This window comes from Streptomyces sp. Y7 (genome assembly GCF_043195415.1).
Classification (GTDB): Bacteria; Actinomycetota; Actinomycetes; order Streptomycetales; family Streptomycetaceae; genus Streptomyces.
On sequence record NZ_JBIDDQ010000005.1, the window covers coordinates 392,299 to 413,752 of the forward strand.

Sequence of the window (21,454 nt, forward strand, 5' to 3'; positions counted from 1 at the left end):
GTGACCGGTGCCGCGCTGCGCACCTCACGCGCGCAGGCCGGCCTCCCGGGCCGCGTGTCCGACCGCGGCGCGCGCCAGCGCCCGGACGACCGGGTGCGGGCGAGAGCCGTCGCCGGACAGCTCCGGCTGGAAGAGGGTGGCCAGGAAGAAGGGATGGCCGGGCAGTTCGGCGATGCGGACGTGACCGTCCTCGTCGTGCCCCGTGAAGCGCAGCCCGTGCGCGCGCAGGGTGTCGAGGTGGCGGGAGGGGCCGTAGGCACAGAAGTAGCGCTCGACGGTCCGCTCCGAGCCGATCACGGCCTCGGCCAGTGACCCCGGCTGGATCCGCACGACCGCCTCATGGCCCACCAGCGAGCAGGCGAGGGGTTCGATGAGGAAGTCGTCGGCGCCGGGGTCGTTCTCGGCGTGGGCGACCCGGGTCAGCCCGCACACATGACGGGCGAACTCGAGGAGCGCGTGCTGGAAGCCTCCGCACGTGCCGAGGAAGGGAATTCCCTCCTCGCGCGCCGTGCGGACGGCGGTCAGCACCCCCGATTCGCTGCGGTACGGGCTTCCCGGCAGCACCCACACGGCGTCGAAGCCGCGCACCGCGTCCTCGGCCTCGGCGTCCTGCGAGGGGATCCAGTAGGCGTCGAGGTGGAGCCGGTCGCGTCCGGCGAGGGCGTCCAGCAGGAGCGGGACGCGGGTGTGCGAGGCGACGTTGGGGGAGCGGTCCCCGACCAGGGCGAGCCTGGCCGTCCGAGCGGCGGTGTGCGTCATGCCCTCATCCTGGGCGCGGCCCCGAGTTCACGTCCAACGATGATTCCTGCACACGCGATAAGCACAGCTGATGGGTGCGGGATGCTGTCCCGCATGGACCCGCACCTGCTGCGCACCTACGTCACCGTCGCCCGGCTCGCCTCCTTCTCCGAAGCCGCGCGCGAACTGGGCTACACCCAGTCGGCGGTCTCCCAGCACATCGCCGCGCTCGAACAGGACCTCGGCGCACCCCTGCTGACCCGCCGTCCGGTGGCACCCACGGCAGCCGGCGAGCGGCTGCTCGAACACGCGGGCCCGCTGCTGCTGCGCCTGGAGGCGGCTCGTGCGGACGTCGTACGGATGGCGTCCGCACCCGACCACGGGCTGACCCTCGCGACCACACCGACCGCGCTCGGCCCGCACGTCCTCGCCGCGCTCCCGGCGTCCGGCGTGACGCTGCGCGTGCTGTCCCGCGACGAGGTGCCCGCGGCCGTCGCCACCGGCACGGCCGACCTGGGGCTCGTCGACGGCCTGGCCGCCCCCAGCGACCCGCTGCCCCTGCCCGACGTGGCACCGCTGACCGCGCACGGCGTCGCGGAGGAGCCGGTCTGTGTCCTGCTGCCCCTCACCCACCCGCTCGCCCGGCGCACCGGCCTGCGCCTCGGCGACCTGGCCGACGCCCGCTGGCTGGACGCGCCCGACACCGGGCTGCCGCTCGCTCGTCTCCGTGCCGCGAACGGCGGCCACGGCTTCCGTCCCGCCCTGCGCTGCGACGGCACCGACGTCCGCACCCTCACCGCCCTCGCGGCGGCCGGCCACGGCCTGACCCTGCTGCCGCGCTCGGCGGCCGCCGGCGTCCCGGGCACCGTCGCCGTACCGGTCATCGAGCCCCGAGTGGTGCACCGCACGGAACTCGTGCACACGGGGGTGCCGAGGGGCGCGGCGGCCGTGCTGACGGACGCACTGGTGACGCCCTCGACCGCCGCCCCACCGGCCCCGTGAGTTCGACGCCGACCGCCGACCGCCGACCCCCGATCCCCGACCGCCGACCCCCGATCCCCGACCGCCGACCCCCGATCCCCGACCGTCGATCCCCGATCGCCGTTCCCCGATCGCCGATCGCCGATCGCCGACCGCCGACCGCCGTTCCCCGACCGCTCGCGGCCGAGCGCCGAGCGTCGTGCCCCGAGCGCCTCGCCTCCGTTCCGCCGGCGCCTCCGACGGAACGCACTTCCCGTTCCTGACCACTGGTCAGTCTCACTCGATCGTGGCTCGTTGTGCGCCGGTGCGAAGGGTAGTCACCAGCCGGAGGCGATCCGATGGAACAGACTGTGTTGCGACCGAAGCCCATGCCTGGTCAGGGGGCCGGTGAAGGCGAGACGACAGAACCCGGCGTGCGACGACCGCACGCCGCGCCCCGGCGCCGTGGCCGCCGGCTCACCACCCTGCTGTGCGCCCTGCTGGCCGGGACGGTCCTGGTCCTGGCCGGGGTCGGACTGGGCACGCTCGGGGCCACGGTGATCGGCATGAGCAGACTCGCCGAACTGCAGAAGCAGCCCCGCCCGGGCGCGCCCACCGGCCCGGCCGGCGCCACGCACCCCGGTTCCCCGACACCACCGTCCGCCGCGCCGTCCCCGGCCGTGGTCGCCACCCTCGGTGTGGAGGCGGTGGACGACGACGAGAAGGGTGCCCAGGTCGTCGGCGTGCACGTCCCGGGGCCGGGGTACACGTCCGGCCTGGTCCGCGGCGACGTGGTCCTCGCGTTCGGCAGGACCCGGGTCGAATCCGCCGCCGACCTCGCGCGAGCCGTCGCCGGGTCCCGTCCGGGCGACGAGGTCACCCTGACGGTGCGCCATCGCGACGGTGGCCGGCAACAGCTGACGGTGGTCCCCGGCGTGGTCACCTGAACGCCCTGCCCCGGCGTCCGTCCGGCAGTCCGTGAAAACCACTGGTCACGTTCCGCCGGCAGGGCCACGATGACCCCATGCCGACCACACTCCTCGCCTTCCTGGGGGCGTGCACCCTCATCGCCGCCTCGCCCGGCCCGAGCACGGTGCTGATCATCAAGCAGTCCCTGCACAGCAGGCGCTCCGGCTTCCTGACCGTGCTGGGGAACGAGACCGGCGTCTTCATCTGGGGCGTGGTCGCCGCGCTCGGCCTGACCGCGCTGCTGACGGCGTCCGAGGTGGCGTACGACGTGATGCGGGTCGTCGGCGCGGTCGTCCTCGTGGGCTTCGGCGTGCAGGCGCTGCGGCAGGCCCGTCGCGCCAAGGGCACGGAGGACGGTTCCTGGGAGGGCGCGCCGAAGAGTGGCTGGGCCTCCTACCGGGGCGGGCTGCTGCTCAACCTCGCCAACCCCAAGGCGGCCGTCTTCGCGATGTCCTTCCTGCCGCAGTTCGTCCCGGACGGCGCCCCGCACCTGCCGGCCATGGTCGGCCTCGCGGCGCTCTGGGCGGTCTACGAGGTCGGCTATTACGGCCTGTACGTGTGGTTCGTGGGCAGGCTGAAGTCCGTGCTGTCGCGCGCGGGCGTGCGCCGGCGCCTGGAGCAGGTGTCCGGAGGCGTGCTGCTGCTCCTCGGCGTCCGTATGGCGCTGGAGGGCTGAGCCGTGCCGGAGCAGCCGTCCGCGAGTCAGGCCGACCGGCTCGCGCCGCCCCTCGCGTGCGGGCAGGATGCTGCCCGTAGTCCCTATCAGCGCCCAGGGAGGCCCGGATGACCGGCACCGCACCCGCGCCCTTCACCGCGGACGACTACCGGGCCCGTATGGAGCGCGCCGCGCGGGCGTCCGCGGACGCGGGCCTGGCCGGGCTGCTGGTGGCGCCCGGCCCCGATCTGGTCTGGCTCACCGGCTACGCGCCCACCGCCGAGACCGAGCGGCTCACCCTGCTGGTCCTGGTTCCCGGCCATGACCCCGTGCTCGTCGTACCGGCCCTGGAGGCCCCCGACGCGGCGAAGGCGTCCGGCGCGCCGGGCCTGACCCTGCGCGACTGGACCGACGGCAAGGACCCCTACGCCGCCACCGCCGCCCTCCTCGACGCGAGCGGCCGGTTCGGCATCAGCGACAACGCCTGGGCGATGCACCTGCTGGCGCTCCAGAGGGCGCTGCCCGGCACCTCGTACGCCTCCCTCACCGACGCCCTGCCGATGCTGCGCGCCGTCAAGGATGCCGCGGAGCTTCAGCTGCTGGCCGCCGCGGGAGCCGCCGCCGACGCCGCGTTCGAGGAGATCCGCACCGTGCGCTTCCGTGGTCGCCGCGAGTCCGAGGTGGGCGCCGACCTCGCCGCTCTGCTGCGCCGCTTCGGGCACTCCCAGGTCGACTTCACGATCGTCGCCTCCGGACCCAACGGAGCCAACCCGCACCACGAGGTGGGCGACCGCCTGATCGAGGACGGTGACATGGTCGTCCTCGACTTCGGCGGCCTGAAGGACGGCTACGGCTCCGACACCTCCCGCACGGTCCACGTCGGCGAACCCACCGAGGAGGAGCGCCGGGTCCACGACCTCGTCCGCGAGGCGCAGGAGGCGGGCTTCCGGGCGGTGCGGCCCGGCGTCGCCTGCCAGGAGGTCGACCGGGCCGCCCGCGCGGTCATCGCGGACGCCGGATACGGCGCGTACTTCATCCACCGCACCGGGCACGGCATCGGCGTCACCACACACGAGCCGCCGTACATGATCGAGGGCGAGGAGCAGCCCCTCGTCCCCGGCATGTGCTTCTCCGTGGAGCCCGGCGTGTATCTGCCCGGCCGCTTCGGCGTGCGGATCGAGGACATCGTGACGGTCACCGAGGACGGCGGCCGGCGCCTCAACGACACGACCCGCGAGCTGGTCATAGTCGACTGACCCGCCGACCGCCCCCGGCGCAAGGAGCCCCCGTAGACCCCCGAGCGACAACGGCGCGACCATGACCCAGGCACCGACACCCACCGCGGACACCGTCCGCCGACTGGTCCGTTCCCTGCTCAAGGACGGCGTGGACGACTCGGCGGGACCCGAGGTCCGGCCCGCCTCCCCGGGCGCCGAACCCGCCACCTGGTGGGTCGGCAACCGGCATGTGTTGCGCCTCGCCCCCGACCGCGACACCGCCGTGCGCCGGCGCCGCGAACTGCGCCTGCGCGATCTGGTCCGCCCGCACGTCCCGGTCGCGGTGCCGACGAGCGTCGCGTACGGCGAGTGGGCGCCCGGCCTGACCTGCACCCTGGACACCAAGGTCCCCGGCGGATCCGGCGCGGAGCACGACGTCTCCGCGGTCGGGGAGGCCGATCTGGCCGGGCTGCTGACGGGGCTGCGGGAGGTTCCGGTACGGCAGGCCGAGACGCTCGGCGTGCCGCGGGCCGCGCCGCGCTCGCTGGACGCCCTGCGCCGCGGCGCCGAGAGCGCGGCCGCGGTCCTGGCCGACGCCGACGAGTTCGACGCGGCCCGCATGCGCCAGCTCACCCAGGCCGCCGCCGTCCAGCTCGCCGCGCAGCCCGGCACCGCCGTCCTCGTCCATCACGCCCTCACCGGCGACCACCTCGTGGTCAGCGCCGACGGCCGGGTGCGCGGCATCCTCGGCTGGGCCCACACCGTCGTGGGCGACCCCGCCGAGGACATCGCCGGACTGGCCCGCGCCGTCGGCTCCCCGGCCGCCGTCCGCGCCGCCACCCTCGCGGGCTACGGCGCCCGCCCCTGCCTGCGCGGCCTGTGGCTGGCCCGCTGCGACGCGGTGCTCCACCTCGCGGCCCGCCTGGCAGGCGAGGGCGAGACCCCCCTCGCGCTGCTGCGGACCGAGCTGCACCACGCCTGGGAGGCGATCCTGCTGGAGCGGGTGACGGAGTTCAGAGAGGACGGCGAGGACGACGAGGGGCAGGACGAGCCCTAGACGGCCTCCTGCGGGCCGGTCAGCCCTGCAACAGCACCACGCCCGACTCCCCGGGCACATGCAGCACCCCGTCCGCGCCCGGCGCCTCCACCGGCTCCCACGCCGCCAGTACGTCCGCCTCGCGCGGCCCCAGCGGGATCTCCGCCGGCTCCTTGGCGAGGTTGACGGCCACGCGTACGTCGCCGCGGCGGAAAGCGAGCCACCGCCCCTTCTCGTCGAAGGCCACCTTGGTGTCGGCGAGGTCGGGGTCGGTGAGGTCGGGCTGCTCGTGGCGCAGGGCGATCAGGCGGCGGTACCAGGCCAGCACGCGCGCGTGGGGTTCACCGTCGAGCTCGGCCCAGTCCAGGCAGGAGCGGTCCCGGGTCGCCGGGTCCTGCGGGTCCGGCACGTCCTCCTCGGCCCAGCCGTGCGCCGCGAACTCCCGCCGCCTGCCGCGCCGTACCGCCTCGGCCAGCTCCGGATCGGTGTGGTCGGTGAAGAACTGCCAGGGCGTCCCCGCGGCCCACTCCTCGCCCATGAAGAGCATCGGCGTGAACGGCGCGGTCAGCGTGAGCGTGGCCGCGCAGGCCAGCAGGCCGGGGGAGACCATCGCCGCGAGCCGGTCGCCCTGGGCCCGGTTGCCGACCTGGTCGTGGGTCTGGCTGTAGCCCAGGAGCCGGTGCGCCGCGACGCGCGTGCGGTCCAGGGGGCGTCCGTGGCGGCGGCCCCGGAAGCTGGAGTACGTGCCGTCGTGGAAGTAGCCGCCGGTGAGGGTCCTGGCCAGGCCCGCCATGGGGGCGCGCGCGAAGTCGGCGTAATAGCCCTGGGACTCGCCGGTCAGAGCCACGTGCAGGGTGTGATGGAAGTCGTCGTTCCACTGCGCGTGCAGACCGAGGCCGCCCTCCTCGCGCGCGGTGATGAGCCGGGGGTCGTTCAGGTCCGACTCGGCGATCAGGGACAGCGGCCGGCCCAGGTCGCCGGCGAGCGCGTCGACGGCCGACGACAGCTCCTCCAGGAAGTGGCACGCGCGCGTGTCCTTCAGCGCGTGCACCGCGTCCAGCCGCAGCCCGTCGATCCGGTAGTCCCGCAGCCAGGCCAGCGCGCTCTGCACGAGATACGTCCGCACCTCGTCCGAGCCGGGCGCGTCCAGGTTGACCGCGGCGCCCCAGGGCGTCTGATGCCTGTCCGTGAGATAGGGGCCGAAGACGGGCAGGTAGTTGCCGGACGGGCCGAAGTGGTTGTGGACCACGTCCAGGATCACGCCCAGGCCCAGCTCGTGCGCCCGGTCGACGAAGCGTTTCAGCGCCTGGGGCCCGCCGTAGGGCTCGTGCACGGCCCACAGCGAGACGCCCTCGTACCCCCAGCCGTGCCGGCCCGGGAACGGGGTCAGGGGCATCAACTCGACGTGGGTGACACCCAGTTCGGCCAGATGATCCAGCCGCGCGGCCGCCGCGTCGAGCGTGCCCTCGCGCGTGTACGTGCCCACGTGCAGCTCGTACAGCACCGCGCCGGGCAGCGGACGGCCCGCCCACTCCGTACGCCATGCGTAGGTGCCCTGGTCGACGACCGCGCTCAGCCCGTCAGGGCCGTCCGGTTGCCGGCGCGAGCGCGGATCGGGCAGCACGGGGCCGTCGTCGAGCGCGAAGCCGTACCGTGTCCCGTCCCGCGCGTCCGCCTCCCCCCACCACCATCCCGCGCGATCGGGATCGCGCTCCAACGCGCGCGCGGCGCCCTCGCAATGGAGCGTCACACGGCCGGCCTGCGGTGCCCACACCTCGAACTGCACGGACGGTTCCCCTTCGTCTGCTCACCGTGATGTAGCCCGTCCATGGTGCTTCAAACGAGATCAATCCGCTTTTGAATCCACCCTTTTGCGGCGGGTCTCGCGGCGATCGCGCCGGGCACACGCGCGGGGCGGTCGTTTCCCCGTTTTCTGGACACCCGGCATTCACTGACCGACAATCAGCACCGTGACGTCGTCTTTCGAGTTCAACACGTACCCCGCGCGGCTCTCCGACGCGGAGCGCGACAAGGCGCTGAAGGTGCTGCGTGACGGCGTCGCCATGGGGCGGCTGTCGCACGACACGTTCGTACGGCGCATGGAACTGGCCCTGGCCGCCCGCCGCGCGGACGAGCTCGCCGTGCTCACCGCCGACCTGCCCTCCGAGAGCCGTCTGTCGCGCGTCGTGTTCGGCACCGTCGAGGCGCTCTCCGGCTTCACGGTGCGGCTGCGCAGGGCCTGGCAGGCCGAGCGGCTGCCCAAGCTGCTGCTGCCCCACCCCACGAGCGGCCATCCGCTCCGCATAGGGCGCGACCCCGCCAACGGACTGCGGCTGACCCACGAGACGGTGTCCAGGGTGCACGCCGAACTGAGCCACCAGGGCGGCTTCTGGGTCCTGCGGGACCTCGGTTCCACCAACGGCACCACGGTCAACGGGCGACGGGTGATCGGCGCCGTCATGGTCCGCGAGGGCGACCAGGTCGGCTTCGGCCGGATGTCGTTCCGCCTGGCCGCGCACTGAGCCGGGAAACGGCCCGCGCCGTGGTCCGACCGGATCTGTCGAGGTAAGTCCCTTTGCCTTTCGCGGTGTTGACGTAGTCGACAACACGTGACTGACTGTGCGTACACCATGCACACCAGGTGAACCGACGGCACCACATTGTGGAGGTGTGCCCTGCCGCCACTCCTCCGCTACCCGACCGTCGACGAGCTCGGCGCCCGGGCGGCCGCCCTCGTCGCCCGCCGCCCCCGTGACACACGGTTGCGCCGTGTGGGCACCTCCCGCGCGGGCACGCCCCTGTGGCTGCTGTCCATCGGCCACGGCAGCCGCCAGGCCCTGGTCGTGGCGGGCCCGCACGCCAACGAGCCGGTCGGCGGCGGCACCGTGCTGCGGCTGGCCGAACGGGTGCTCGCCGACCCGCGCCTGCACGAGGGTGCCGACGCCACCTGGAACCTGCTGCTGTGCCTCGATCCCGACGGCCTGCGCCGCAACGAGGGCTGGCTGCGAGGCCCGTACGCCCTCGGCGGCTACTTCCGGCACTTCTTCCGGCCCGGCTTCCTGGAACAGCCCGAGTGGCTGCCCGACGGCGCGGCCGCGGTCACGCTGCCCGAGACCCGGGCCCTGCTGGACCTCCAGGACGAGCTGCGGCCCTTCCTGCAGTGCTCCCTGCACGGCGTCGACGTCGGCGGCGGCTTCGTCGAGCTCACCCACGACCTGCCCGGTCTCGCCCAGCGTGTCGCGCACTCCGCCGCGCGCCTGGGCATCCCGCGCGAACTGGGTCCCTACGACACCCTGTACTGGCCGGAGCTCGGCCCCGCCGTCTACCGGATCCCCAGGCCGCGCCGGGGTGATCTGGCCGCCGCGATCACCGAGGCGGCCGTGGAGTCGACCTGGTTCCATCCGCACCGGCACGGCACGGTCACCGCGGTCGTGGAGGCCCCGATGTGGGGGGTCGCCGCGGTGGAGGACGGTGCGCGGCCCGTGGATGAGGAAACGGTCCTGCGGATGGTGAGCCACACGCTCCGCCATGACACCGGCGTCCTGAAACGGCTGCTGGAGCGCATACGGCCACACCTTCCGACCGGGCCGGAGACGGCCCGGCTGCTCGCACCGGTCGACGACTATTTACTGGTCTGCCCGGGGCTGGCCGACACCTGGGACCCCGACCTCGAGGACCCCGTCGGCGTACATCCCCTCCCTCCGCTCAGCACCGCCCACCTGGCGGCCCTGCGCATCGCCGGGCGGCGGCTCGCCCTGCGCACCGCCGGACTGCTGCACCAGCTCGTGACACTCGCCGGGCGCGATCCGGCCGGAACGCTGCCCGAACTGGACCGGCTCATCGACGAGTGGTGCGAGGACTACCGGGACGGCTGCGGGGCGCGCTGGATACCGGTCGCCCGCCAGGTGGAGTACCAGGCGCGCGTCGTGCTCGCCGCGTTCGAACTCGCCGGGCGCCACGCTCCCGCGTGCTCCCGTTCGGGTGAGGCGGGGTGGAATGCCGGGGCCGCCGTGCCGATACACCGGGAATGACGCGAAGCATCTCAGCGGTACGAGGCGGTCTGCTCGCGGCAGCCGCCGCCCTCGCCCTCGGCGTGACCACGCCGCCGGCGACGGCCCAGGACTCCGACTCCGGCAACTGGCTCTTCGTCACGGTCACCCGTGGCGACGGCCGTCACGGCGGGACGCCCGGCACCCTGCTGCTGTGCGACCCGCCGCAGGGGCACGCACGCGCGGCCGAGGCCTGCGCGGACCTCGACCGGGTGGGCGGCGACATCGGCAAGCTCCGGCAGAAGGACGCCTTCTGCCCCATGATCTACGCGCCGGTGACCGCCCACGCGCGCGGTGAGTGGAACGGACACCCGGTCGACTACCGGGAGACGTTCTCCAACGGGTGCGGGCTGGCGGCGCAGACGGGAGCGGTGTTCGCGGTGGACGGCTGACGCCGGACGCTCACGGGTTCCGGGACGCCGGGCTGCACGCGCCCGAGACACGAACCTGCACGCGCGTGTGGGCGGTCCCGGCCGCGGCGCCCGGGATCTGGCTGCACGCGCGTGTCGGTCCCGGACCCGGCGCAGGCATTTCGCTGCACGCGCGCGTGTGTGTGCGACCCGCGGTTCAGGCCGCCTGCCCGCGCGCGTGCAGGGCCGCCGCGACGACCGTGCGGGACTGGTGCTCGACCTGGTTCTCCAGGGGCACCCAACGGGCACGGAAACGTTCCGCGAAGGCGTCGCTCCAGGTCGCCACGAGGTGTTCCAGGCGCTGTGCCCCGCGGTCGTCGGTCTCGTGCAGGACCCGCAGCAGCATGGCCGCCGCCCGCAGCGGCAGCCGGCGCCCGAAGGCGTCCACGCTCCCGACGTACGCCATGGTGTCGTCGGCGGGCGGCGTCCGCGTCCAGTCGGCGGCAAGCCCCGGCACCAGCTCCAGCGCCCACTTCGCGGCCCGCAGCAGGGGCCCGTCGACGCCGTCCAGCCGGGGGAGCGCCTCGGCCAGCACCCGCTCCACCTCCAGCGCGTCCCGCCGCAGCCGCGACGCCAGCCGGCGCATCGCCCGGGCCGGATCCGGATGCGGAGCAGGGTCGTCCACCAGGTCGCTCGCCCACATCGGCACCTCGACGACCGCCGTGAGCCCGCCGTAGCGGTGCACGTGGTACCAGGTGCTGCTGCGCGCGTCGTCCGGCATGCTCGGGTACGCGGCGCCCGCGCCGGGCGCCGGCATCACATGCACCCCGGGCCCGGACGCCGGCCAGCCCGCCGCGTCCGAGGCACCGGTCTCCACCGGGATGTGCAGCTCCGCCGCGGACTTCGCGAACGGTTCCGCGAGCCCGGGGACGTCCTTGGTCAACTGCACCCAGCTGCCGCCCAGATCGGTGCCGTGCAGCGTCACCTGGAGGTAGGGCCGCAGCTCGTCGATGACCCGGGTCAGCGCACGCGTCTCGGGCGGCAGCCGGTCCGGAGGCAGAGCGGCCGGAGCCCACTCCGGCTGCTCGGGTGCCGCGGGCCGGAAGAAGCCGAGGTGGTAGTCGAAGAGGCTGCGGGGCGCCGGGGTGACGTGCAGGCTCGCCCCGTCGGGATCCGCGCACAGCAGGAAGTGCCAGGAGATGTCGGCCCGCAACTCCGGCTCGCGCAGGACCCGTTCGGCCACCGCGAGCACGGTCGGGCCGCCCGTCGGTTCGTTGGCGTGCGCGCCCGCGACCACCAGGACGGCGCGCCTGGCCTGGCCGATGGACAGCAGATGGAGGGGCCTTCCCGCCCGGGAGGCCCCCACCTGTCTCAGCGTGCACAGGGCGGGTCGGTGGGCGGCCAGTGCGCGGGCGGACAGCACCAGTTCGGCAAGGGAGGGGTAGCGCAGCTCCGGCAGGAGACTCACCCCCGTCACGTCCGCCCGGCTTCGCAATCCGCAGTACCCCATGGTCTGGTTTAGGTGTCAAGGAGTTGACGGGGGAGCCTCCCGGGGGCGCCCAGTTGCATTCAATGCCAAGAGGGCGGGGCGCCCGGTCCCAGGGGGCGCGACGAGGCCGCCCGGCCGGGGTGCCGCACCGCGCCCGCCTGCGCTTATGGACACCGGGCGCACGGGCGTGCAGGCGCTTCTGACCGCTCGTCACCATGCGCCGATCGTCGTATACGGCCCTCCGGAGTGTGCGCGGGCCCGAGCCGGTCGCGGACTGGTACTGGCGGCGCGCGGGAGAGCAGTGCACGCCCGGAGCGCATACCTGGCCGACCGCGTCCACCCACAGCGCGCGCCTGGCCGACCACGCCCACCCACAGCGCGGCGCGGCCGGCCGGAGTCACCCAGAGCGCGCGCTTGGCCGGCCAAGCCCACCCACAGCGCGGCACAGCCGGCCGCACTCATCCAGAGCGGTGCACGGCCGACAGCCCCCTCACACCGCCCCCTCACTCCGCTCCCCCCTCACTCCGCCCCCGCTCACTCCACCCGCCTCACTCCACCCGCCCGTCCCCCACCCGCTCCAGCAACGCCACCGGAAGCCGCTCGAAGAGCTCCTCCACGCGTGCGTGCCCGGTGAACTCCCGCCCCGGGGCCAGCACATCGGCCCACCGCCCGGGCGGCAGCGGGAGCAGCGTCTCGCGCCAGCCGCCCGACCGCGTCAGCCGCAGCGACAGCCGCGTGACGGCGGTGAGGACCTCCCCGGAGCGCACGAAGGCCGCGCAGTGACCGGCCGCCTGCCCCTGCGCGGTGAGCGGCGTGTACGACGCCGAGTCGCCGAACACCTCGGGGCGCCGTGAGCGCAGCCGCAGCGCCGCCGCCGTCACCGCGCCCTTGTCGCCCGGGTCCTCGTGCGGGAAGTGCGCGGCCCCGCGGTTGTCCGGGTCGACCAGTGCCCGGTACTCGCCCTCCGTGCCCTGGTAGACGTCCGGGACGCCCGGCATCGTGAGGTGGGTCAGGGCCATGCCGAGCACGTTCGCCCGGATGTGCGGCTCCAGGCCGCTGCGGAAGGCCGCCACACGCTCGCCCGGCGCCCCGCACGGGCCCGCCGCGACGAACGCCGCCACCGCCTCCTCGTACGGGGGCTCCTGCTCCGTCCAGCTGGTGAACAGGCCGGCCTCGCGCACATGCTTCAGCAGCGCACCGCGGACGCGCTCGACGTCCCGCTCGCCCAGCCCGAACACCGTCTGCCAGGCGGCCCAGGCCAGTTGCGCGTCCGGCACGCCCTCGCCGTCGCGGGTCACCTCGGCCAGGACGTCCGCCCAGGGCTGCGGGCACTCGGTGAGCACGGCCAGCGCGGCCCGCACGTCGGCGCTGCGCTTGGTGTCGTGCGTCGACACGACCGTGCCGGTCGCGGGCCAGTCCCGCTGCAGGCGGGCACAGTACGCGTGGAACTCCTCGGGCGGTACGGCGGGGCTCCCGGGGTTCCCGCCCACCTCCGTCGCCGACAGCAGCGGCACATAGCGGTAGAACGCGGTGTCCTCCACGGACTTGGCCCGCAGCGCGGACGCCGTCTGCGCGAACCGCGTACGGAACTCCCGATGGTCCGGACCGTCCCCGGCCCGGCCGAGCACCAGGTCGCGCACGACGTCGACGGCGTCGGCCTCCTCCGGCACGACGAAGGCGAGCCGGGCCTCGGCGGCGGCCTCCTCGGTGACCACACGGGCCGCGTCAGCGGAGGTGTAGGGCCGGTACACCTCCAGCCGGACCAGGAGTTCCTGGAGCGCGGTCCGCAGCGCCCACGGCGCCCGGTCGCGCAGCGCGGGCTCCGCGGACCTCGCGCACACCCGGCTCGCGACGCGCGTCAGCCGGTCGACCTCCGCCGCCAGCTCGTGCGTGAGCACCTTGTACGCGGCCCGCCGCACCGTCGCGTCCCAGTCGCCGCCCCGGTCCGTCTGCGGCGCCGCGAACCGCCGGTACAGCCCGAGGAGGTCCCCGTGGCCCGCCGGGTCGGTGAACAGGCCGTCGACGTGCCGCAGGGCGTCGTAGCCCGTGGTGCCCGCGACCGGCCAGGAGGGGGGCAGGTGCTCCCCGTCCGAGAGGATCTTCTCCACCACCGTCCAGCGTCCGCCGGTCGCCTCGTGCAGCTGCCGGAGGTAGCCGTCGGGGTCGGCGAGGCCGTCGGGATGGTCGATGCGCAGCCCGTCGATCACGCCCTCCCGCAGCAGCTGGAGGATCTTCGCGTGCGTGGCCTCGAACACCTCCGGGTCCTCGACCCGCACGCCGATCAGCTCCGAGATGCTGAAGAACCTGCGGTAGTTCAGCTCCGTGCGGGCCAGCCGCCACCACACCGGGCGGTAGAACTGGGCGTCGAGGAGCTCGGGCAGCGGGAGGCCGCCGGTGCCCTCGCGCAGCGGGAGGACATGGTCGTAGTAGCGCAGGACCTCGCCGTCCACCTCCAGTCGTTGCAGTTCCTCGCCGAGCGGGTGTCCGAGCACCGGCAGCAGCATCTGGCCGCCCTGCGCCTCCCAGTCGATGTCGAACCAGCGCGCGTACGGCGACTCGGGGCCCTCGCGCAGCACCTCCCACAGGGCGCGGTTGTGGCGCGGCGACATCGCCATGTGGTTCGGCACGAGGTCCACCACCAGGCCGAGCCCGTGCTCCCGCGCGGTGCGGGCCAGCGCGCGCAGCCCCTCCTCGCCGCCCAGTTCCTCGCGCACGCGCGCGTGGTCGACGACGTCGTAGCCGTGTCCGGAGCCCGGCACCGCTTCCAGGACGGGGGACAGATGCAGGTGCGAGACGCCGAGCGAGGCCAGATACGGCACGGCCGCCGCGGCGGCCCCGAACGGGAACGCGGGCTGGAGCTGAAGGCGGTAGGTGGCGGTCGGCACCATCGGGTCAGGTCGCTCAGGTGTCATGGAAACGTACGTACCCGCCCTGCCGCCCTTCGTGTCATCGCCCCCTCCACGTGGGCCCACCCACGTGCCGGGCGCCGAGCGATGAGGACGGGAGGAAGGTGGGCGCGCGGCGGCGGGAATGGGGCCGCACGCGCGCTGATGAGGAGCAGGAGAAGCAGGCAGCGCGCGGCGGCCGGAAAAGGGGGCTACCACCGCCACGCGCGCGTGCCCGACCGGAGGCCGAGTGCGCCCTCCTAGACCGGCCGCTGCAACACCGTCAGACTGCGATCCACCAGGGTCAGACGATCCCCGGCCTGCACCTTCGCGCCCGTCCCCGGCGGCACCCCGTCCGCGCGGGCGGTGTCCACGACCACCTGCCACTGACGGCCGTGATTGACCGGCACGACGAAGTCGAGGGTCTTCGGGGAGGCGTTGAACATCAGCAGGAACGAGTCGTCCGCGATGCGTTCCCCCCGCGCGCCCGGCTCCGAGATCGCGTTGCCGTTGAGGAACACGCTCAGCGCGGACGCCTGCGCCCGGTCCCAGTCCCGCTGGACCATCTCGTTGCCCTCCGGCGTGAACCAGGCGATGTCGGAGAGGTCGTCGTGCGTGCCCTCCACCGGCCGCCCGTGGAAGAAGCGGCGCCGGCGGAAGACCGGATGGTCCCGCCGCAGCCACACCATCGCGCGCGTGAAGGCGAGCAGCTCGCGCGGCAGCCCCTCCTCGGCCGCCTCGCCGCCCGCCGGGCCGGAGCCGTCCTGCGGCCACCGCACCCACGCCAGCTCGCTGTCCTGGCAGTAGGCGTTGTTGTTGCCGGCCTGCGTGCGCGCGAACTCGTCGCCGTGACTGATCATCGGCACGCCCTGGGACAGCATCAGCGTCGCGATGAAGTTCCGCATCTGGCGGGCCCGCAGTTCGAGGACCCCGGGGTCGTCGCTCTCGCCCTCGGCACCGCAGTTCCAGGACCGGTTGTGGCTCTCGCCGTCGCGGTTGTCCTCGCCGTTGGCGTCGTTGTGCTTGTCGTTGTACGAGACCAGGTCGTGCAGGGTGAACCCGTCGTGGCAGGTCACGAAGTTGATCGAGGCCAGCGGCCGCCGCCCGTCGTCCTGGTACAGGTCGGACGAGCCGGTCAGCCGGGACGCGAACTCCGCGAGCGCGCGCGGCTCACCGCGCCACAGGTCCCGTACGGTGTCGCGGTACTTGCCGTTCCACTCGGTCCACAGCGGCGGGAAGTTGCCCACCTGGTAGCCGCCCTCGCCCACGTCCCACGGCTCGGCGATCAGCTTCACCTGGGAGACGATCGGGTCCTGCTGCACCAGGTCGAAGAACGACGACAGCCGGTCCACCTCGTGGAACTGCCGGGCCAGCGTCGCCGCGAGGTCGAAGCGGAAGCCGTCGACATGCATCTCGGTGACCCAGTAGCGCAGCGAGTCCATGATCAGCTGGAGGACGTGCGGGGACCGCATGAGCAGCGAGTTCCCGGTCCCCGTGGTGTCCATGTAGTAGCGCGGGTCGTCCGTCAGCCGGTAGTACTGCGGGTTGTCCAGGCCCCGGAAGGACAGCGTGGGACCCAGATGGTTGCCCTCGGCCGTGTGGTTGTAGACCACGTCGAGGATGACCTCGATGCCGGCCTCGTGCAGCGCGCGCACCGCCGACTTGAACTCCAGCACCTGCTGGCCGCGGTCGCCCCAGGAGGCGTACGCGTTGTGCGGGGCGAAGAATCCGAGCGTGTTGTAACCCCAGTAGTTGTTCAGACCCATGTCGACCAGGCGGTGGTCGTTGACGAACTGGTGGACCGGCATCAGCTCCAGCGCCGTCACGCCCAGCTCGGTGAGGTGTTCGATGACCGCCGGGTGGGCGAGGGCGGCATAGGTGCCGCGCAGCTCCTCGGGCAGCCCGGGGTGACGCATGGTCAGGCCCTTGACATGCGCCTCGTAGATCACCGTGTGGTGGTACTCGGTGCGCGGGCGGCGGTCGTCGCCCCAGTCGAAGTAGGGGTTGACCACGACCGACGACATCGTGTGCGGCGCCGAGTCCAGGTCGTTGCGCCGGTCGGGTTCGTCGAAGTGGTAGCCGTACACCTCCTCGCCCCAGCGGATCGAGCCGCTGATCGCCTTGGCGTACGGGTCGAGCAGCAGCTTCGCGGAGTTGCAGCGCAGACCCCGCTCCGGGGCGTACGGGCCGTGCACCCGGAAGCCGTACCGCTGCCCCGGCATGACCCCCGGCAGGTAGGCGTGCCGTACGAAGGCGTCGCTCTCCCGCAGTTCCACCGCCGTCTCCGAGCCGTCGTCGTGCAGCAGACACAGCTCTACTCGGTCCGCGGCCTCGGTGAAGACCGCGAAGTTCGTGCCGGCGCCGTCGTAGGTGGCACCGAGTGGATATGCCTCTCCAGGCCAGACCTGCATGGACACGACTCTTTCAGCTGGAGTCCGCCGCGGTGGGCGCCTTGACATCGAGTCTCCCCGAAAGTGATGGAACCACCCCTGACTTACGTCCCTCTTACCGGGCGACCAGTGCAGACCCGGATACGCCAACAAGGGCGTACCGGTGGGGCCGATTCGTACTCCCGGGGACATACGGGGAGTAGGGGGAAGATGTGCGCAAGATAGTGCACCGCCATCTGGGCAAGGTGGTGGCGGGTGCGGCCATCGCGGTGGCCGGAACGGCCGTGATGGTCGGAATCACTTTGCCGGGGACGGCGGGGGCCGACGAAACGGGAGGGAACAACGCGGGCCAGGCGGCTCAGCAGGCCGCACAGGGGCAGGGGGCCGGCGCGGTGCCGCCGGGCGTCGTCGAACAGGCCCCGGAAGAGGGTGACAAGGGCACGGGCGGCGACCCGCTGACCGACGACGAGATGGACCGGGCCGCTCAGCTCGCGGCGAGCCCGCAGATGCGCAGCGCCGGCGAGAACGTCGAGGGCGACCGCGGCCCGCAGCGCCTCGGCGTCGACATCGCCGAGCCGGACGCCGACGAGCTGGACGACCCGAACGCTCCGCGCCGGGCCGAGGTGTCGTTCTACGACTACAAGGCCGACGCGCTCGTCACCCGCATCGTCAATCTCGACACCGGGAAGGTCGAGCAGACCTCCACCGAGCACGGTGTGCAGCCGCCGCTGAGCCGTGACGAGTACGCCGAGGCGGCGAAGATCCTCATCGCCGACCCGCTGGGCGCGGACATGAAGGCGGACTTCAAGGACGCCACCGACAAGGAGCTCACCTCCCCGGAGCAGCTGCTGCTCAACGGCGCCGTGTACCGCGCCACTCCGGGCGCCCAGCCCGCCGTGCTCGACAAGTGCGGCGAACACCGCTGTGTACGGCTGTTCCCGAAGGTCAAGAACGGGCCCTGGATCGACGCCCGCTCCTTCGTGATCGACCTGAGCGCCCGCAAGGTCGCCAAGCTCGACATGCGCTGAGCCGCACTCGGTTCGCTTTTCCAACTCGCACACACATACCTGCACCTCACGGACTTGCACCTCCTGTAAGGGAGTCATTTCTTCATGCGCGTGAACAGATTGAGCCGTGCCCGCAAGGGCGCAGCCGTGGGCCTGTCCCTGGCCGCGCTGGCCGCCGGCGCGACCACCGGCGCCGGGACCGCCTCCGCCCAGCCGAAGAACGCCCCCGCCCCGGCCGCCGACTGCAGCGCCGACTACCGCATCGAGCAGAAGCTCACCGGCGGCACCACCTGGCGGATGTGCTGGCGTTACGACGGCAAGGCCGGGCTCGTCCTGGAGAACATCTCCTACCAGCCCAAGGGCGAGACCAAGCCGATCAAGGTCCTCAACAGCGCCCGGCTCGGCCAGATCCACGTCCCGTACGACGACGGCAGTGTCGAGTACGACGACCTGACCGGCTTCGGCTTCGCCCAGGGCCTGATGAACCTCGACCCCGGCGAGTGCCCCGGCGGCACCATCAAGACCGTCAAGGTCCCCGAGGCCTGGCAGGACCCGAACGTCAAGGGCCTGTGCACCACGACCCGCGCGCGGGGACACGCCTACCGCATGCAGGGCGACACCGCCAACAAGGTCTACCAGGCCCAGAGCAAGGACCTGCTCGTCTACACGGTCAACCAGGTCGGCTGGTACGAGTACATGACCGAGTGGCGCTTCCAGGACGACGGCACGGTCACGATGAACGTCGGCGCGACCGGCAGCCTGTCGTACGACGACTACGACGCCGGTGACGGCCGCGGCTGGCCGATCGGCAAGGGCGACCGGGCCAAGGCCACCAGCCACAGCCACAACGTCTTCTGGCGCCTCGACTTCGGCCTCGACGGCTCCACCAAGAACCGTGTCGAGCAGTACGACTCGACGGTGACCGCGCCCGCCGCCGGTGACCGGGCCCCGAAGACCAAGACCACGGTCACCAAGGTCGGCAAGGAGCTCGCGGGCGACGCCAAGGCCTACCGCTGGTGGCGCATGGTGAGCGCGACCGGCAAGAACAAGGACGGCCACGCCCGCTCGTACGAGATCGTCCCCGGCGCCACCACGAAGTACCCGGGCCGCAGCTTCACCAAGCACGACGTGTACTTCACCGAGTACGACAAGTGCGAGAAGTTCGCCACCAACAACCCCGGTTGCGGCAACGGCCACCCCAAGTCGGTCGACAAGTGGGTCGGCGGCCAGGCCCTCAAGCACCCGATCACCTGGATGAACGTGGGCTTCCACCACATCGCCCGGGACGAGGACCAGCAGCCCATGCCGGTTCACTGGCAGGGATTCTCCATCGTCCCGCGTGATGTGACGGCTATGAATCCGCTCACTCCGAGCGAGCTCGCGTGGCAGAACGGCCACTGGCAGCCGCGCAGTTGAGAAACGACCTGTCCATCCGGCTGCACCGCTCGCCGCTCCCGGAGTACCCTTCCTTGATCGTTGGGACGGGGAGTGCTCGGGGGAGCGGAAGGCGGTGCGCGGGTGGGCTCGGGAGGGCTGGAGTTGCCCCCTGGTGACGAGGGTCACGAGGGGAACTCCACAGAGGTCCCACCCGGCACGGTGTCCCTGGCCCGGCCGATGGAGACGAGTTCCATCGGCCCGGAGCTGGACTGGGACACCGACGCCTGGCGCGAGGTGCGTACGCGCGCCCGACGAGCCGGCCGGGCCTACATCTGGCTGAACCTCGTCGAACAGCGGCTGCGCGCGGTGGTGGCCGCTGTGCTGCGCCCCATCTACGAACCCGTCCACGGCGACGACTGGGTCGTCGCGGCGGCCGGCCCGGCCGGCCAGGAGTGGGTGCAGCGCGCGGTCGCCGTACGCGAGGTCAGCCGCCGCAAGGGATACCTGCTGGACCCCGCGGACGACAACGTCCTCAGCTTCCTGACGCTGCCGCAGCTGCGCGAGCTGATGGTGCAGCACTGGCCGTGTTTCGAGCCGTACGTCGACGACCGCCGGGACGTCGAACTCGCCCTGGACGAACTCGAAGTGAGCCGCAACGTCGTCTCGCGCAACCGGGCTCTGTCCGAGGCGGTCCTCAACCAGGCCGAGCGCGCCTCGGCGCGGCTGCTGGAGGTCCTCGGCCAGAGCGGCGACGTGCCGTCGGCGCGCCGGCTGCCCATCGACGCGGTCGAGGACCTGGTCGGCGACCGCTACGCCGACGTCGTCGCCGTGCACCCCGACCGGGTACGGCTGCTGCGCCAGTTCCCGGCCGAGGACATGTTCGGCGGCGCGCGCCGGGTCGACGCCATCGGCATCGGCCTCAACCTCCTCGTGCAGAACTTCTCCGGGCGCCGCCTGGTGCGCCTCGCCGAGTCCGGCTGCCGGGTGCGGCTGCTGTTCCTGAACCCGGCCTCCAGCGCCGTCAAGCGGCGCGAGCGCGAACTCGGCATCAAGCGCGGCGAGCTGAGCCGTGCGGTCGAGATGAACATCCTGCACATGCGCCGGGTGCGGTCCCGGCTGCGTGACCCCGGCGCGTTCGAGATCCAGGTCTTCGACGAGACGCCCCGCTTCACGGCGTACCTCGTCGACGGCGACGGCGCCGACGGGGTGGCGGTCGTGCAGAGCTATCTGCGGCGGACGCGAGGGCTGGAGGCGCCGGTCCTGGTGCTGCGCAACGGGCACCGGGTGGTCAAGACGGACGAGATCGACGAAGGCGGGCTGTTCCCGACGTATCGCGAGGAGTTCGAACTCATGTGGGCGGATTCGCGGCCGGTGTCCTGAACTGTCCCGAGGTGGCCGGTGGCTGCCCACGACCGTCCCCGGCTCCGGGGGCGCACAAGCGGAATGCGGTCCTCTGATTGTCAGTGGCACATGGGAAGGTGGAGTCCACTGGGGGAACGCACCACAAGAAGGGGGACCGCCCATGGGCTGGCACCGTGAGCTGATGATCGGCTTCGACCTGGAGACGACCGGTACGGATCCGCGCGAGGCGCGCATCGTCACCGCCGCCGTCATCGAGGTCAGGGACGGGCAGCCCATAGGACACAAGGAGTGGCTGGCGGACCCGGGGGTGGAGATCCCGGCGGACGCGGTCGCCGTCCACGGCATCAGCAACGAGCGCGCGGCCGCCGAGGGCCGCCCCGCCGACCAGGTGGCGAACGCCGTCGCGGACGTCCTGGTCGGCTACTGGAACACGGGCGTCCCGGTCGTCGCGTACAACGCCGCCTTCGATCTGAGCCTGCTCTCCGCCGAACTGCGGCGGTACGGACTGCCGTCCCTGCGCGACCGCCTCGGCGGCCGGGAACCCGCTCCGGTCATCGACCCGTACACCATCGACCGCTGGGCCGACCGCTACCGCCGCGGCAAGCGCAACCTCGAAGCGGTCTGCCGGGAGTACGGCGTCGTCCTCGACTCCGCGCACGACGCGTCCGCCGACGCGCTCGCCGCCGCCCGGCTTGCGTGCGCGATAGCCGTCCGCCACCCCAAGATCGCGGGACTCGGCCCGGCGGAGCTGCACGGCCGCCAGATCGAGTGGTACGCCGAGTGGGCGGCGGACTTCCAGAACTTCCTGCGCCGCAAGGGCGATGTGACCGCGGTGGTCGACGGCACCTGGCCGCTGCGGGAGCCGGCGGGGGAGACGGTGGCGGGCGAGACGGTCTGATCCCTGTCCTCGCCCCGTGGCGACTCCGCGCACACCGAGGATGCAGGCGTCCGGTCCCGGACGGCGTGAGCA

At 73.0% G+C, this 21,454-nt stretch carries 17 protein-coding genes; 12 read left to right on the plus strand and 5 right to left on the minus strand.

Translation table 11 applies throughout. The annotated features are described in order from the left end of the window. Positions 1-24: 24 nt before the first annotated feature. A complete protein-coding gene (locus ACGFW6_RS17190; protein WP_393509734.1) occupies positions 25-759 on the minus strand; it encodes a hypothetical protein in 735 nt (244 codons plus the stop codon). A gap of 93 nt (positions 760-852) precedes the next feature. On the opposite strand from ACGFW6_RS17190, the gene ACGFW6_RS17195 reads away from it, so the two are divergent. The 5 genes from ACGFW6_RS17195 to ACGFW6_RS17215 all read left to right on the plus strand — a co-directional run bounded on the left by ACGFW6_RS17195 (position 853) and on the right by ACGFW6_RS17215 (position 5,596). Beyond that, the gene (locus tag ACGFW6_RS17195) at positions 853-1,740 is read left to right on the plus strand and encodes a LysR family transcriptional regulator (RefSeq protein WP_393509737.1); all 888 of its coding nucleotides are present in this window, start codon (positions 853-855) and stop codon (positions 1,738-1,740) included. Positions 1,741-2,057: 317 nt separating this feature from the next. Continuing rightward, positions 2,058-2,645, plus strand: a complete 588-nt coding sequence (locus ACGFW6_RS17200; protein ID WP_393509740.1) for a PDZ domain-containing protein — start codon at positions 2,058-2,060, stop codon at positions 2,643-2,645. Positions 2,646-2,722: 77 nt separating this feature from the next. Next, complete coding sequence (locus tag ACGFW6_RS17205) at positions 2,723-3,343, plus strand: LysE family translocator (protein WP_393509743.1); 621 nt, start codon at positions 2,723-2,725, stop codon at positions 3,341-3,343. Positions 3,344-3,450: 107 nt separating this feature from the next. After that, positions 3,451-4,578 (plus strand): aminopeptidase P family protein, encoded by a 1,128-nt coding sequence (locus tag ACGFW6_RS17210; protein ID WP_393509746.1) that lies wholly within the window; start codon positions 3,451-3,453, stop codon positions 4,576-4,578. Between the two features lie 61 nt (positions 4,579-4,639). Beyond that, the gene (locus ACGFW6_RS17215) at positions 4,640-5,596 is read left to right on the plus strand and encodes a phosphotransferase family protein (protein WP_393509749.1); all 957 of its coding nucleotides are present in this window, start codon (positions 4,640-4,642) and stop codon (positions 5,594-5,596) included. 19 nt (positions 5,597-5,615) lie between these two features. Here the strand turns inward: ACGFW6_RS17215 and treZ are convergent, their stop codons facing one another. Continuing rightward, entirely contained in the window at positions 5,616-7,361 is a 1,746-nt protein-coding gene (gene treZ / locus ACGFW6_RS17220) for a malto-oligosyltrehalose trehalohydrolase (RefSeq protein WP_393509752.1), read from the minus strand. Between the two features lie 184 nt (positions 7,362-7,545). Between treZ and ACGFW6_RS17225 the strand changes: the two genes are divergently transcribed. The 3 genes from ACGFW6_RS17225 to ACGFW6_RS17235 all read left to right on the plus strand — a co-directional run bounded on the left by ACGFW6_RS17225 (position 7,546) and on the right by ACGFW6_RS17235 (position 10,016). Then, the gene (locus ACGFW6_RS17225; RefSeq protein ID WP_393509755.1) at positions 7,546-8,097 is read left to right on the plus strand and encodes an FHA domain-containing protein; all 552 of its coding nucleotides are present in this window, start codon (positions 7,546-7,548) and stop codon (positions 8,095-8,097) included. Positions 8,098-8,235: 138 nt separating this feature from the next. Then, positions 8,236-9,606, plus strand: coding sequence for a M14 family zinc carboxypeptidase (locus ACGFW6_RS17230; RefSeq protein ID WP_393509758.1), 1,371 nt, complete (start codon positions 8,236-8,238; stop codon positions 9,604-9,606). Then, a complete protein-coding gene (locus ACGFW6_RS17235) occupies positions 9,603-10,016 on the plus strand; it encodes an SSI family serine proteinase inhibitor (protein ID WP_393509761.1) in 414 nt (137 codons plus the stop codon). The genes ACGFW6_RS17230 and ACGFW6_RS17235 overlap by 4 nt, the downstream gene beginning before the upstream one ends. A gap of 175 nt (positions 10,017-10,191) precedes the next feature. Here the strand turns inward: ACGFW6_RS17235 and ACGFW6_RS17240 are convergent, their stop codons facing one another. The 3 genes from ACGFW6_RS17240 to glgX form a co-directional block, all read right to left on the minus strand. Next, a complete protein-coding gene (locus ACGFW6_RS17240; protein ID WP_393509764.1) occupies positions 10,192-11,442 on the minus strand; it encodes a M14 family zinc carboxypeptidase in 1,251 nt (416 codons plus the stop codon). A gap of 569 nt (positions 11,443-12,011) precedes the next feature. Then, positions 12,012-14,375 (minus strand): malto-oligosyltrehalose synthase, encoded by a 2,364-nt coding sequence (treY, locus tag ACGFW6_RS17245; protein WP_393509767.1) that lies wholly within the window; start codon positions 14,373-14,375, stop codon positions 12,012-12,014. A 233-nt stretch (positions 14,376-14,608) separates the two neighbouring features. Further along, positions 14,609-16,759: a glycogen debranching protein GlgX gene (glgX, locus tag ACGFW6_RS17250; protein WP_393509770.1), complete on the minus strand. Its 2,151-nt coding sequence runs from the start codon at positions 16,757-16,759 to the stop codon at positions 14,609-14,611. Between the two features lie 191 nt (positions 16,760-16,950). On the opposite strand from glgX, the gene ACGFW6_RS17255 reads away from it, so the two are divergent. From ACGFW6_RS17255 to ACGFW6_RS17270, 4 genes are all read left to right on the plus strand, one after another. Further along, entirely contained in the window at positions 16,951-17,766 is an 816-nt protein-coding gene (locus ACGFW6_RS17255) for a Tat pathway signal sequence domain protein (protein WP_393509773.1), read from the plus strand. Between the two features lie 84 nt (positions 17,767-17,850). Next, on the plus strand, positions 17,851-19,161 hold the full coding sequence (locus tag ACGFW6_RS17260) for a copper amine oxidase (protein ID WP_393509776.1): 1,311 nt from the start codon (positions 17,851-17,853) through the stop codon (positions 19,159-19,161). Between the two features lie 102 nt (positions 19,162-19,263). After that, a complete protein-coding gene (locus ACGFW6_RS17265) occupies positions 19,264-20,502 on the plus strand; it encodes an SAV2148 family HEPN domain-containing protein (protein ID WP_393509904.1) in 1,239 nt (412 codons plus the stop codon). A gap of 142 nt (positions 20,503-20,644) precedes the next feature. After that, positions 20,645-21,382 (plus strand): 3'-5' exonuclease, encoded by a 738-nt coding sequence (locus tag ACGFW6_RS17270; RefSeq protein ID WP_393509778.1) that lies wholly within the window; start codon positions 20,645-20,647, stop codon positions 21,380-21,382. The last annotated feature ends 72 nt before the right edge of the window (positions 21,383-21,454 follow it).